The sequence below is a fragment of the Rhizobium sp. BK650 genome (genome assembly GCF_014195325.1).
Lineage (GTDB): Bacteria > Pseudomonadota > Alphaproteobacteria > Rhizobiales > Rhizobiaceae > Rhizobium.
The window spans coordinates 113468-125907 of record NZ_JACIBK010000011.1 but is presented as its reverse complement, the minus strand read 5'-3'; the positions used below and the strand labels follow the sequence as shown (position 1 = coordinate 125907).

Annotated in this window: 13 protein-coding genes; 8 read left to right on the top strand and 5 right to left on the bottom strand. The window is 60.3% G+C overall.

Translation table 11 applies throughout. The features are described 5' to 3' along the window. Positions 1 to 30: 30 nt before the first annotated feature. The gene (locus FHX15_RS23690) at positions 31 to 582 is read right to left on the bottom strand and encodes an HdeD family acid-resistance protein (protein WP_184400813.1); all 552 of its coding nucleotides are present in this window, start codon (positions 580 to 582) and stop codon (positions 31 to 33) included. A gap of 141 nt (positions 583 to 723) precedes the next feature. Between FHX15_RS23690 and betI the strand changes: the two genes are divergently transcribed. The 3 genes from betI (at position 724) to betA (ending at position 4669) form a co-directional block, all read left to right on the top strand. Further along, a complete protein-coding gene (gene betI / locus FHX15_RS23685) occupies positions 724 to 1359 on the top strand; it encodes a transcriptional regulator BetI (RefSeq protein ID WP_246779047.1) in 636 nt (211 codons plus the stop codon). Position 1360: 1 nt separating this feature from the next. Then, the gene (betB, locus tag FHX15_RS23680; protein WP_184400898.1) at positions 1361 to 2824 is read left to right on the top strand and encodes a betaine-aldehyde dehydrogenase; all 1464 of its coding nucleotides are present in this window, start codon (positions 1361 to 1363) and stop codon (positions 2822 to 2824) included. 192 nt (positions 2825 to 3016) lie between these two features. Next, positions 3017 to 4669, top strand: a complete 1653-nt coding sequence (gene betA / locus FHX15_RS23675) for a choline dehydrogenase (RefSeq protein WP_184400812.1) — start codon at positions 3017 to 3019, stop codon at positions 4667 to 4669. Here the strand turns inward: betA and FHX15_RS23670 are convergent, their stop codons facing one another. Both FHX15_RS23670 and FHX15_RS23665 read right to left on the bottom strand, forming a co-directional pair. After that, entirely contained in the window at positions 4670 to 4969 is a 300-nt protein-coding gene (locus tag FHX15_RS23670; RefSeq protein WP_184400811.1) for a type II toxin-antitoxin system RelE/ParE family toxin, read from the bottom strand. Next, on the bottom strand, positions 4966 to 5247 hold the full coding sequence (locus tag FHX15_RS23665) for a YlcI/YnfO family protein (RefSeq protein WP_184400810.1): 282 nt from the start codon (positions 5245 to 5247) through the stop codon (positions 4966 to 4968). Before FHX15_RS23665 ends, FHX15_RS23670 begins: the two co-directional genes overlap by 4 nt. 202 nt (positions 5248 to 5449) lie before the next feature. Here FHX15_RS23665 and FHX15_RS23660 point away from each other — a divergent pair, with 202 nt between their 5' ends. Then, entirely contained in the window at positions 5450 to 6328 is an 879-nt protein-coding gene (locus FHX15_RS23660) for a sigma-70 family RNA polymerase sigma factor (RefSeq protein WP_184400809.1), read from the top strand. 86 nt (positions 6329 to 6414) lie between these two features. Beyond that, positions 6415 to 6996 carry a flavodoxin family protein gene (locus FHX15_RS23655; RefSeq protein ID WP_184400808.1) on the top strand — a complete coding sequence of 194 codons (582 nt, stop codon included), beginning with the start codon at positions 6415 to 6417 and terminating at the stop codon, positions 6994 to 6996. A gap of 126 nt (positions 6997 to 7122) precedes the next feature. On the opposite strand, the gene FHX15_RS23650 is transcribed toward FHX15_RS23655, so the two are convergent. Continuing rightward, the gene (locus FHX15_RS23650; RefSeq protein ID WP_184400807.1) at positions 7123 to 7569 is read right to left on the bottom strand and encodes an Rrf2 family transcriptional regulator; all 447 of its coding nucleotides are present in this window, start codon (positions 7567 to 7569) and stop codon (positions 7123 to 7125) included. A 419-nt stretch (positions 7570 to 7988) separates the two neighbouring features. Between FHX15_RS23650 and FHX15_RS23645 the strand changes: the two genes are divergently transcribed. Genes FHX15_RS23645 through cysN form a run of 3 tightly spaced genes read left to right on the top strand, consistent with a single transcriptional unit; the run spans position 7989 to position 11187 of the window. Then, positions 7989 to 8732, top strand: coding sequence for a phosphoadenylyl-sulfate reductase (locus FHX15_RS23645; protein WP_184400806.1), 744 nt, complete (start codon positions 7989 to 7991; stop codon positions 8730 to 8732). A gap of 15 nt (positions 8733 to 8747) precedes the next feature. Next, positions 8748 to 9701, top strand: a complete 954-nt coding sequence (gene cysD, locus FHX15_RS23640) for a sulfate adenylyltransferase subunit CysD (RefSeq protein ID WP_184400805.1) — start codon at positions 8748 to 8750, stop codon at positions 9699 to 9701. Between the two features lies 1 nt (position 9702). Next, the gene (gene cysN / locus FHX15_RS23635; protein ID WP_184400804.1) at positions 9703 to 11187 is read left to right on the top strand and encodes a sulfate adenylyltransferase subunit CysN; all 1485 of its coding nucleotides are present in this window, start codon (positions 9703 to 9705) and stop codon (positions 11185 to 11187) included. Positions 11188 to 11226: 39 nt separating this feature from the next. Here the strand turns inward: cysN and FHX15_RS23630 are convergent, their stop codons facing one another. Continuing rightward, positions 11227 to 12279 (bottom strand): LacI family DNA-binding transcriptional regulator, encoded by a 1053-nt coding sequence (locus tag FHX15_RS23630; protein WP_184400803.1) that lies wholly within the window; start codon positions 12277 to 12279, stop codon positions 11227 to 11229. Positions 12280 to 12440: the final 161 nt, after the last annotated feature.

Here is a 12440-nt window from a genome sequence, read left to right as displayed (position 1 = left end):
CAGGCCATCCGGCCGCCTCGTTCCGCAGCTTCAAGACCGAATGCCGAGGCCGAAGGCAACCATTGTCCAGCCCTGTACGATGAGATCGATTGCCAAGAAAAGACCGAGGATCCAGAGACTGTTGACCGGCCAGCCGAGCGCGATCACGAAGCCCGCGAGAGTGGTGATGATGCCGCTTGTTACGATCCAGCCCCAGCCCTTGAGCGGCCGCATGCGCATGCCGACGAAGAGACGGAAAATGCCTGCAACGAGCAGTGCGATCGCCAAGAACAGCGTCAAAATGGCCGATGTGAGGATGGGATTGATGAAGGCGCAGATGCCGGCAAGCACGTAAAGCACGCCGCTCAAAGCCCAGAAGAGCACATGATCCCAGCTGCGCACCTGGAAGGCGTGAATGAGATAGATGATCCCGCCTGCCAGCATCAGCATGCCGACATAAAAGACCGAAGCTACGGTAGCGACCAGCAGATTGCCGAGAGCAATGAGACCACAAATGAGAAGCAGCAGGCCGAGACCGACAAACCACAGCCATTTCGACCGCAGCGTTGAGGATGTGGGCATTTCATTGAACACACTGGCCATTGGCTCACCTCCTGATTGTTGATCATATGCTGCAGCAATTCCGCGCGGAAAGAGGTGACTCAAATCAACCGCGCGAAAGATTTTTATTGATTGATCAGTCAATCAAAAATACGGTTGAGACATTCACGGAGGAAACTGGATTTGCCGAAGGTCGGGATGGAGCCGTTGCGCCGCAAGGCGCTTGTCGATGCAGCGCTTCGGGTGATCGGCGATCGCGGCTCGCTGACCGTCACCATGTCCGACATCGCCCGGCGCGCTGGCGTATCGCCTGCCCTTGCGCATCATTATTTCGGCAGCAAGGAACAGCTGCTGATCGAGACCATCCGCTTCCTTCTGCGGCAGTTGCGCAACGACGCGGTGACGGCGCTGAAGCAAGCGGCAACGCCGCGCGAGCGCATCTCGGCGATTATCCGCGTCAGCTTCCATGCCGATCAGTTCGCGCCACAGACGATCGCCGCCTGGCTTGCGTTCTATGCCGAGGCTCAGCGATCGGAAGAGACACGACGTTTCCTCGTCATCTATGCACGGCGCCTGCGTTCGAATCTGCTTGCGACCCTCAAGGCGCTCTGCCCTGCCGATGCCGCAGAACGCATCGCCGAGGGCGCAGCCGCGATGATCGATGGGCTCTATATCCGCCAAAGTCTGAAATCGGCGCCGATCGGCATTACAGCCTCGATCGCGCTGACAGAGGATTACGTGAATGCGCTTTTGACCGCCACTTCCCCTTCTCCCGTGGAGCAGAAGGGACGACCACATCGAACCGCCAAGGACAAATGACATGAAAGCCCAGCCGAAAGCATCGCATTTCATCGACGGGGAATATGTCGAAGATGAAAGCGGCACCGTTATCGAAAGCATCTATCCGGCCACCGGCGAAGTGATCGCCCGGCTCCACGCCGCGACACCCGCCATCGTCGAGAAGGCGATCGCCGCGGCCAAGCGCGCTCAGCCGGAGTGGGCCGCACTGAGCCCGATGGCGCGCGGGCGGGTGCTGAAACGTGCGGCCGAGATCATGCGCCAGCGCAACCGCGAACTTTCGGAGCTGGAAACGCTCGATACGGGCAAGCCGATCCAGGAAACCATCGTAGCCGACCCGACCTCGGGTGCCGATGCCTTCGAATTCTTCGGCGGCATCGCACCGGCGGCATTGAACGGCTCTCACATCCCGCTCGGCCAGGACTTTGCCTATACGAAGCGCGTGCCGCTCGGCGTCTGTGTCGGGATCGGTGCCTGGAATTATCCGCAGCAGATCGCCTGCTGGAAGGGCGCACCGGCGCTGGTCGCCGGCAATTCCATGGTCTTCAAACCCTCGGAAACCACGCCGCTCGGCGCGCTTGCCATCGCCGAGATCCTGCATGAAGCCGGGTTGCCGAAGGGACTTTACAACGTCATCCAGGGCGACAGGGACACCGGGCCGCTGCTCGTCAATCATCCCGATGTCGCCAAGGTCTCGCTGACCGGTTCGGTCCCGACAGGACGCAAGGTGGCTGCCGCCGCCGCCGGTCAGCTCAAGCATGTGACGATGGAGCTCGGCGGCAAATCGCCGCTAATCGTCTTTGAGGACGCAGACCTCGATAGCGCCGTCGGCGGCGCGATGCTCGGCAATTTCTATTCCACGGGCCAGGTCTGCTCCAACGGTACACGCGTCTTTGTGCAGAAGAAGATCAAGGACGAGTTCCTGAAGCGATTGAAGACGCGGACCGAGTCGATCCTCATCGGAGACCCGATGGACGAGGCCACGCAACTCGGTCCGATGGTCTCCTGGGCTCAGCGCGAAAAGGTGTTGTCTTACATCGAAAAGGGCAAGGCCGAGCGCGCAACGCTGGTGACCGGCGGCGGCATTCCCAATCACGTGACCGGCGAAGGCTATTATGTGCAGCCGACCGTCTTTGCCGATGTGACCGACGACATGACGATCGCCCGCGAGGAGATTTTCGGGCCGGTCATGTGCGTACTCGATTTCGACGACGAAGCTGAAGTGATCAAGCGCGCCAACACCACGGAATTCGGCCTTTCCGGCGGCGTTTTCACCGCCGACCTGACCCGTGCGCATCGCGTCGTCGATCAGCTCGAAGCCGGCACGCTCTGGATCAACACCTACAATCTCTGCCCGGTGGAAATCCCGTTCGGCGGCTCCAAGCAATCTGGCTTTGGGCGGGAGAATTCGCTGGCGGCACTCGAACACTACAGCGAGTTGAAGACGGTTTATGTCGGCATGGGGCCGGTCGCCTCGCCTTACTAATAAAGTCCCCTCCCCAACCCTTCTCACAAGGGGGAGGGACTAACGAGCCGCATCGTTTCGTTCGACCTCATCCGTTGTGGTGGTGATGGGTAGCAAGACAGAGCGGCAAGTTAAGCCCCTCCCCCTGTTGGGAGGGGTCGGGGAGGGGAAATTCACACGATCCGTTGCACACGACAATCCAAAGGGAACAGCATGCAACAGGCAGATTTCGTCATCGTCGGCTCCGGCTCGGCAGGCTCGGCTCTGGCCTACCGGCTCTCGGAAGACGGCAAGAACACGGTTATCGTCATCGAGGCAGGCGGCTCGGATTTCGGGCCGTTCATCCAGATGCCGGCAGCGCTTGCGTGGCCGATGAGCATGAAGCGCTATAATTGGGGCTACCTCTCCGAACCCGAGCCGAACCTCAACAACCGGCGCATCACCGCACCGCGCGGCAAGGTGATCGGCGGCTCGTCGTCGATCAACGGCATGGTCTATGTGCGCGGCCATGCCGAGGACTACAACCGATGGGAAGCGCTCGGCGCGCGTGGCTGGGCCTATGCTGACGTATTGCCCTATTTCAAGCGCATGGAAAATTCCAAGGGCGGAGAGGAAGGCTGGCGCGGAACCGACGGGCCACTGCATGTGCAGCGCGGCGTGATGAAGAACCCGCTCTTCCACGCCTTCATCGCGGCCGGGCGGGAAGCGGGCTTTGAAACGACAGAGGATTATAACGGCTCGAAGCAGGAAGGCTTCGGGTTGATGGAGCAGACCATCTATCACGGCCGGCGCTGGTCGGCCGCAAATGCCTATCTGAAGCCGGCTTTGCGGCGTCCGAACGTTGAACTCGTTCGAGGTTTTGCTCGCAAGATCGTGATCGAGGACGGACGCGCGACGGGTGTGGAAATCGAGCGCGGCGGTGCAATCGAGATCGTCAAGGCGAACCGCGAGGTGATCGTCTCGGCCTCCGCTTTCAACTCGCCGAAGCTTTTGATGCTGTCAGGCATCGGCCCTGGCCAGCATCTGAAGGACATGGGCATCGAGGTGAAGGTCGATCGGCCCGGCGTCGGCGCCAATCTGCAGGATCATATGGAATTCTATTTCCAGCAGGTTTCGACCAAGCCGGTGTCGCTCTATTCCTGGCTGCCCTGGTTCTGGCAGGGTGTCGCCGGTGCGCAGTGGCTGCTCTCCAAGGGCGGGCTTGGGGCCTCCAACCAGTTCGAATCCTGCGCCTTCCTGCGCTCGGCCCCTGGCTTGAAACAGCCCGATATCCAGTATCACTTCCTGCCGGTCGCCATCAGCTACGACGGCAAGGCGGCCGCCAATACCCACGGCTTCCAGGTCCATGTCGGTTACAATCTCTCGAAATCGCGCGGTAACGTGACGCTCCGCTCGGCCGAGCCGAAGGCCGACCCTGTGCTGCGCTTCAACTATATGAGCCACGCCGAAGACTGGGAGAAGTTCCGTCACTGCGTGCGCCTGACTCGCGAGATATTCGGCCAGAAGGCCTTCGACCATTATCGCGGCCCGGAAATCCAGCCGGGCGAGAAGGTCCAGACAGACGATCAGATCGACACCTTCCTGCGCGAGCATCTGGAGAGTGCCTATCACCCCTGCGGCACCTGCCGGATGGGCGCGAAGGACGATCCGATGGCGGTTGTCGATCCCGATACGCGGGTGATCGGCGTCGACGGCCTGCGTGTCGCCGACAGTTCCATTTTCCCGCATGTGACCTACGGCAATCTCAACGGTCCGTCGATCATGACGGGCGAGAAGGCCGCAGATCATATTCTCGGCAAACAGCTGTTGGCGCGCTCCAATCAGGAGCCGTGGAGCAATCCTCGGGCTGCGGTGAGCGACCGATAGTCAGTGATAGTCTTCTTCGCGCCGATGACGAATGGCAAGCACGATGACGGTCGCTTCATCGGTCACTTTGAAAAGAATGACATACCCGGCTGAGCCGAACGGGACGACAAGTTCACGTAGGAACGGATCATCCGCAGATGCGCGTCGCGCCATCAGCGGAAAGTCCTGCAGTATCATCAGAGCTTTTTGAAGGCCGCTGATGGCACGTTCCGCCAGATCCGGATCGTGTTCGATAAGAAAGTCGGAAAGCCGCTCCAAATCCTCATAGAAGGTTCGAGTATACTTCAGCTCGAAGGTCATTTCGGTTGAGCGGCCTTGCGCGCTTTCGCCTTTTCAAGCTTCTTGCGTATCAGCTCCATGACGTCGGCATCCGTGTGATAGACACCCGTGCGTTCCGCTCCCGCCAAGCCGGCTAGCCCTCGTGCAATGAATTCCGCCTGGGTCTTTCTGTAATCGATCTGACGGCGAAGGGAGTCCTCGATCAGCGACGACAAGGACTCGCCTTCTTTCAAAACGCTTTCTGCGGCGGCGCGCAATTCAGGATCGACGCGAAGGGATGGGAGCGATGCCGATTTCATGATCTGCCTCATGCGTTGCAATCGCGATGCAAAATAGCGCGCTGTTGAGTCTTAAACAACTCCTCTCTGTCGAGCGCGTCTTGGCCGAAGCGAATAAAAACTGGACAGCATGTCACAAATGGCCCCTGATCTCGTCCAGCCTTCTCGAATGGACCAAGTAGGAGATGGCGATGGCGAAGCTGGACGAAAGAGAGGCTGAGCGATGACGGCGGCAGAGGGAACAGATGCCATTGCGGCCTTCAATCCGCTGCGCCCGCGACTGACGCGGGTCGCCTATCGCATGCTGGGCTCGGTGGCAGAGGCCGAAGATATCGTTCAGGAGGCATTCCTGCGCTGGCTCGATGCCGATCGCGACGCGGTTCGCGAGCCGGCAGCTTTTCTGCACCGGATCGTGACGCGGCTTTGCCTTGATCAGCTGAAATCGGCCCGGCGCCGGCGCGAAACCTATATAGGTCCATGGCTGCCGGAGCCGCTCATCGTCACTCCGGAAGAGGATATCGACGACGTCACGCTGCCGCTTATGATGGCGCTGGAACGGCTCTCGCCGCTCGAACGGGCAGTTTTCGTACTGCACGATGTGTTCGGCGTCGGCTTCGAGGAGATCGCCGCGACGATCAGGCGCAAGCCTGCAACCTGTCGCCAGCTTGCCAGCCGGGCGCGGGCCAATGTGCGAAGCGCACGGCCTCGCTATACCTTGCCGCCAGATCATGGAATGCAGATCGCCTCCGCCTTTTTCGCGGCATCACGCAGCGGTGATATCGAGGCGTTGCAGGCGCTGCTTGCCGAAGATGCAACTGTCTACACAGACGGTGGCGGCAAGGCGGCAGCCCCGCGGCGGCCGGTTATCGGCTGCGACAAGGTGATGAAGCTCTTTGCAGCCCTGGCTCCGATCTTCAGCGCGTACATGTCGCGACTGCTGCACTATGGCCTCGTCAACGGACTGCCGGGCTTTGTCAGCATCGAGGAAGGCGGTCGGCTGCAGACCACAGCCCTGCAGATCGACGGCGACAGGATCATCGCAATCTATGTGACCCGTAATCCTGAGAAGCTCGCGCATCTGGAGCAGAACGTCCTGCATTAGGGCGCACCGGACATCTCACAGCCTTTGCCAGTCCGCATTCCATCGCGGAGGCAGGTATTAATTTTTCAAATCATAGGAGATCACCCATGACAAACATTGCCGTCGTCTATCACAGCGGTTACGGCCACACAGCGCGGCAGGCGCGGGCGGTGAAGGCCGGTATCGATCGGGTCGACACCATGAGCGGGCTGCTGCTGACAACAGAAGAAGCGCAGGACCGCTGGGATGATCTCGCGGCGGCGGAGGCGATCATCTTCGGTGCGCCAACCTATGTCGCCGGGCCGACCGCCGCTTTCAAGGCCTTTCAGGAGGCAAGCTCGCATGCCGTCATGGCGCAAGGTTATCGCTGGAAGAACAAGATCGCCGCCGGCTTTACCAATTCAGGCGCTCAGGCGGGCGACAAGCTTGCGACGCTGATGCAGATTGCCCTCTTTGCCGCCCAGCATGGCATGCACTGGATCAACCTGGACCTGCCGCCGGCAAACAACTCCTCCTTTGGCTCGAAGGAGGAGCTCAATCGGCTGGGTTTCTGGCTTGGCGCGGCAGCGCAATCGAATGTCGATGAAGGTCCTGAGATCGCGCCGCCCGAAGCTGACCTCGCAACCGCCCGCCACCTCGGTCAACGGGTTGCCGAGGCAACGCTGCAATTCATGCGTGGGCGCTGCTAAGCGAAATCAGGGGCAATCGTCTCAGAGAAGGTTCCCCTAGCCGCATGCGCTGCCAGGTGGAGCATCGGTGGAGATAAAAAGTGCACCCACCGATTCCCAGAGATCGGTGAGTGGGAGGAAAACGGATCAGGCAAGCAGGCGAGTGACTTCAGCACCCCGCTTGGTGCTGACGGCATCGGCGATCGTCGTAGAGAACAGCACCTTGCGGGTGGCGTCCGCTACCTTGGCAAAGACGTGACGAATTTGGCAAGTCTGCTCGCCATCGCAATCGTCGCACTTGCGGTAGGCGGTGATCGACAAGCATGGCAGCGGCGCGATGGGGCCGTCGATGACGCGCAGGATTTCGCCGAAGGTGATGTTGTGGGCCGGCTTCAGCAGCAGATAGCCGCCCTGCTTGCCGCGGCGGCTGGCGACGATGCCATGATGCTTCAGGTCGAGCAGGATCTGTTCCAGAAACTTCTTTGGGATCTTCTGCTGCACGGCAATGTCGGAAATCATGACGGGTTCGTCCGACTCGGCTTCCGCCAGAACCGTTAGCGCCCGCAGCGCATATTTTGCCTTTTGCGTAATCATCTCGGACCGTCGACACACACAAAGCGGTGCCGAATCCCGACATCGCCAAAAAAGCTAATTGCCTCTATTGCACGGCCAGCATGAACGGAATTTGAACAAGCTGGAAAAACCCTTGAGAGACAAGTATTTTGGCCTTGTTTTTCACCCTCGGCCAACGCTTGATAGTTTACGTCAAAAGACGGCAGATTTCATCATTATTACCATCACTTCCGATTTCCAATTGACAGGCGGCGTGTAACACTACTATTTCTATAGACTTTAAGTTCGAGGCGCCTTCTCGGCGTCGGCGGCTGCTTTTCTGCATTGCGGCAGGATGGGAGAGATATTTGCTCCGCCAAGCAGCCCTTTCGAAATGCCTTTTTCTGTCCGATCCATCGCCGAACTGCAATACTCCGGCCAACACAAGGACAGGATCCCCCATGACTGTTATCAATCCGATCGAAGAAGCCGAGGCTTTGGCTGACAAGCTTTCGGGCCTCGACCTCGCCGACCGGCTTTCGCTTGTCGCAGGCCTTGGCGGACGCGTGGTCTTCACCACCTCGCTCGGCATCGAAGACCAGGTCATCACGGCGGAAATCGGCACGCATCGCCTGCCGATCGATGTCGTGACGCTGCAGACTGGCCGGCTTTTCCCTGAAACGCTTGCGCTGATCGATGAAACCGAAAGCCAGTACGACATCCATATTGCCCGTTACGAACCCGAGCAGGCCGATATCGATGCCTATGCGACGAAATACGGCATGAACGGTTTCTACGAGAGCGTCGAAGCCAGACATGCCTGTTGTGGCGTGCGCAAGCTGAAGCCGCTTGCGCGGGCGCTGGCAGGCGCCACCATCTGGATCACCGGTCTGCGCCGCGGCCAGTCGGCCAATCGCGCCGAGACGCCCTTCGCCGAATATGATGCCGAGCGCCACCTCTTGAAGGTCAATCCGCTCGCAGATTGGGACATCGACAAGATCAAGGCTTTCGTCGCCGACAATGGCGTGCCTGTCAATCCGCTGCACGCCCGCGGCTACCCCTCGATCGGCTGCGAGCCCTGCACCCGCGCCATCAAGCCTGGCGAGCCTGAGCGTGCCGGCCGCTGGTGGTGGGAGCAGGATGAAAAGCGCGAATGCGGTCTGCATGTCGCCGAAGAAGCGGCGTCGATCGTCGCACAGCAATAGGTTCTGGAGTACGAAATGCCCGATACCCGTCAGGATACGGAACTGACCAATCCGCAGAGCGCCAAGCCGCCGCTCGACCCGCACCTGAAGGCGCTGGAAAACGAAGCGATCCACATCTTCCGCGAGGTTGCCGCCGAATTCGAGCGTCCCGTGATGCTCTATTCGATCGGCAAGGATTCGTCCGTGCTGCTGCACTTGGCACGCAAGGCCTTCTATCCCGGCCGCGTGCCCTTCCCGCTGCTGCATGTGAACACCGGTTGGAAGTTTGCGGAAATGATTACGTTTCGCGACGAGATCGTGAAGAAGTACGATCTCGACCTGATCGAGTATATCAACCCGCGCGGCAAGGCTGAAAACATCACGCCGTTTACCTACGGCTCTGCCCGCTACACCGACATCATGAAGACGGAAGCGTTGCGCAACGCGCTGGACGCCGGCCAATTCGACGCGGCCTTCGGCGGCGCGCGGCGCGATGAGGAAGCCTCCCGCGCCAAGGAGCGGATCTATTCCTTCCGCACGCCTGACCATCGCTGGGATCCGCGCAATCAGCGGCCTGAGCTCTGGAACATCTATAATGGCCAGATCCGCAAGGGCGAAAGCGTCCGCGTCTTCCCGCTGTCGAATTGGACCGAAGTTGATATCTGGCGCTACATCCAGGCTGAGGATATCCCGATCGTGCCGCTCTATTTTGCGGCCAAGCGCCCCTATGTCGAGCGCGACGGCATGATGATCGCCGCCTCCGATCCGCGTCTGGAGCTGCTGCCCGGCGAAACGAAACAGGAAGATTTCATCCGCTTCCGCACGCTCGGCTGCTTCCCGCTGACGGGCGCGATCCGCTCGACGGCCACTACCCTTGAAGACATAATCGCGGAGCTGGAGATCGCCACGGTCTCCGAACGTCAGGGCCGCGCCATCGACCGCGACCAGTCCGGCTCCATGGAAAAGAAGAAGCGTGAAGGATATTTCTGAGATGAGTGCAGCAATTCCCGCAAACGTCGTCGCCGTACCCGCCGCCGAGCCTTTGAAGGCCCTGCGCGACTCGCGCCCGTTGCGCCTCATCACCTGCGGCAGCGTCGATGACGGCAAGTCCACCCTGATCGGCCGCCTGCTCTGGGACACCAAGGCAGTCAAGGAAGATCAGGCGGCAACGCTTCGCCGCGATTCCACCGGCAAGCAGAACGATCTCGGCCTGCCCGATTTCGCATTGCTGCTCGATGGCCTGCAGGCCGAACGCGAACAGGGCATCACCATCGATGTCGCCTATCGCTATTTCTCGACCGACAAGCGTTCTTTCATCGTCGCCGACACGCCAGGCCACGAGCAGTACACGCGCAATATGGCGACCGGCGCCTCCACTGCCGATCTCGCCGTCTTGCTGGTCGATGCCCGCGCCGGCATTCTCGAGCAGACGCGCCGTCATGCGACGATCGCCTCGCTGCTCGGCATCAAGCAGTTCGTGCTCGCGGTCAACAAGATCGACCTGACGAACTATGATCGTGCCGGCTTCGACAAGATCACCCACGAGTTCAAAGAGTTTGCGCTGTCGCTCGGCGTCAAGCAGATCACCGCGATCCCGATGTCGGCGCTAAAGGGTGAAAACGTTGTCTATTCCGGCCAGGCTGCCATGCCCTGGTATAATGGTCCGACGCTGGTCGAGACGCTGGAACATGCAACTGTGCGCTCCGGCCAGTCCACCGGCTTCCGCCTCTCCGTACAGCGCGTCTCGCGCCCGGGCGAAAGTTTCCGCGGCTATCAGGGCACGGTTGCCGGCGGTTCGGTGAAGCCGGGTGACAGCGTCATGATCCTGCCTTCGGGCATGGTTGCCAATGTCAGCAAGATTGTCACCTTCGACTTGGTGCGCAATGCGGCGGTTGCCGGTGACGCGATTACGCTCGTTCTCGACCGCCAGGTAGATGTGGCGCGCGGCGACATGATCGTTTCGATAGACAGCCAGCCGCAGACTGGCCTTTCCTTCGACGCGCAGGTCGTTGCTCTGCAGCCCGAAGGTATCGACGCTGGCAAGCGCTACTGGCTGAAGAGTGGCTCGCGCCGCCAGCGTGTTCAGGTCGAGCCTGTCAGCCAGCTCGAATTGAAGACCGGGGCATGGAATTCCGCCCAGCGGCTTTACATGAATGCCATCGGCAAGGTGCGACTCGTTTTCGACGAAGCCGCGATCTTCGATCCTTACGAGCAGAACCGCGCGACCGGCTCCTTCATCCTGATCGACCCGGAGACGAACAATACCATCGCCGGCGGCATGGTGACCGGCAAGCGCGCCGATGTCAGCGGTCTGCATGGCGACGATGCCCGTGTCATCCTCTCGCTTCCGGCCGATCTTGCCGAGCAGATCATGGCAAGCGAACTCTTCGCCAATCGCCGTCACGAGGCAGAAGTACGCCGGATGACGGCATCGGAAGCGGCCGACCTCTGGTCGAGCGCGGCGAGCGACATCTAATGAAAAAGGGGGCCGATCGGTCCCCTTCTTATTTCTGCTTTACTGTTTTCGTTCAGGGCGTGTCGAACCGCGCTCGATGATCGAAAAGCCGAGATCGACCCTGTGCTCCTGCGGCGGTTCCTCCCGGATGGCGCGCAACAGCATGTCGGCGGCGCGGTGGCCGAGATCGTGACGCGGGACATGCACCGTCGTCAGCGACGGCGAGGTGAACTGCGCGAACTCCAAGTCATTAAAACCGCAGATGCCGAAATCATCGGGAACGCTGATGCCGCGTTCGCTGCATTCGATCAGCGCGCCCAAGGCGAGATCGTCATTTTGCGCGAGTATCGCGTCGACATCCGGCACGCGCTTCAGCAGTTCGCTGCACAAGCTTCGTCCGAGGCCGATGCTGGTGGAGCCGTCTTCGCCGCGTATCAGCGACGGATTGTGGAGGCCAGCCAGATGCATGGCTTCCTCATACCCCGCACGGCTGCGGCGCGAACGGATATCGCCAAGTCCGCTGATGAAACCGATCCGCCTGTATCCCTTCGACAGAAGGAAGCGAGTGGCGGCCGCAGCGGCAACGTGATGCGACATGCCGACGAGGAGCGTTGCCGGCGGCTGGCTGAGATCGGCGACGTGGGCCACTGGAAATGCGGCTGCGTCCATCAGCAGCGCGAGCCCGTCATAATATTCCGCATTGACGAGGATAATACCGGCCGGCTTTTGTGCCAGGAAAGATTTGAATTGGTCGATCTCCTGATCGACGTCGTTCAGCGTGTTGGCATATTGCACGCGCAGATCCGTAGCGCGCAGACGCTCCTCGATGCCCATCATCACACCGGTGAAGCAGGGATGTTGAAGCGACGGCGTGATGACGCCGACGATACCGCTGTGGCGACCGGCCAGCGCACGGGCGGCAAGATTTGGAATGTACCCCATCTCTTCGACAGTGCGCAGGATGACCTCGCGCAGCTCTTCGGAGACGATCTCGGGGTTGCGAAGCGCGCGCGAGATGGTGATCGGACTGACCCCCACCCTCTTTGCAACATCGCTCAACTTGATATGGGCACCGCTCTTCTTCTCCCGCCCTGGCTTCACTGAAACCCTCATTGCTTCCCGCTCGGCCGCCGCGAACCTCACCCCGCCGATTCGCAGCCTCCATTTATGAAGAAAAATTAAATTAGATCCTACTAAGATTCTACCGTTACCTCAACCCAGGCGCGAAGCCGTATGTAAAGATCTCGAGCGGTTCGATTTGTTACGCAGCTGGC

Coding starts and splice junctions, on each gene's coding strand:
- cysN (WP_184400804.1), top strand. CDS start 9,703: ATGAGTGCAGCAATTCCCGCAAACGTCGTCGCCGTACCCGCCGCCGAG.
- FHX15_RS23665 (WP_184400810.1), bottom strand. CDS start 5,247: ATGAAATCGGCATCGCTCCCATCCCTTCGCGTCGATCCTGAATTGCGC.
- FHX15_RS23690 (WP_184400813.1), bottom strand. CDS start 582: ATGGCCAGTGTGTTCAATGAAATGCCCACATCCTCAACGCTGCGGTCG.
- FHX15_RS23660 (WP_184400809.1), top strand. CDS start 5,450: ATGACGGCGGCAGAGGGAACAGATGCCATTGCGGCCTTCAATCCGCTG.
- FHX15_RS23630 (WP_184400803.1), bottom strand. CDS start 12,279: ATGAGGGTTTCAGTGAAGCCAGGGCGGGAGAAGAAGAGCGGTGCCCAT.
- cysD (WP_184400805.1), top strand. CDS start 8,748: ATGCCCGATACCCGTCAGGATACGGAACTGACCAATCCGCAGAGCGCC.
- betA (WP_184400812.1), top strand. CDS start 3,017: ATGCAACAGGCAGATTTCGTCATCGTCGGCTCCGGCTCGGCAGGCTCG.
- FHX15_RS23655 (WP_184400808.1), top strand. CDS start 6,415: ATGACAAACATTGCCGTCGTCTATCACAGCGGTTACGGCCACACAGCG.
- betB (WP_184400898.1), top strand. CDS start 1,361: ATGAAAGCCCAGCCGAAAGCATCGCATTTCATCGACGGGGAATATGTC.
- FHX15_RS23645 (WP_184400806.1), top strand. CDS start 7,989: ATGACTGTTATCAATCCGATCGAAGAAGCCGAGGCTTTGGCTGACAAG.
- FHX15_RS23650 (WP_184400807.1), bottom strand. CDS start 7,569: ATGATTACGCAAAAGGCAAAATATGCGCTGCGGGCGCTAACGGTTCTG.
- FHX15_RS23670 (WP_184400811.1), bottom strand. CDS start 4,969: ATGACCTTCGAGCTGAAGTATACTCGAACCTTCTATGAGGATTTGGAG.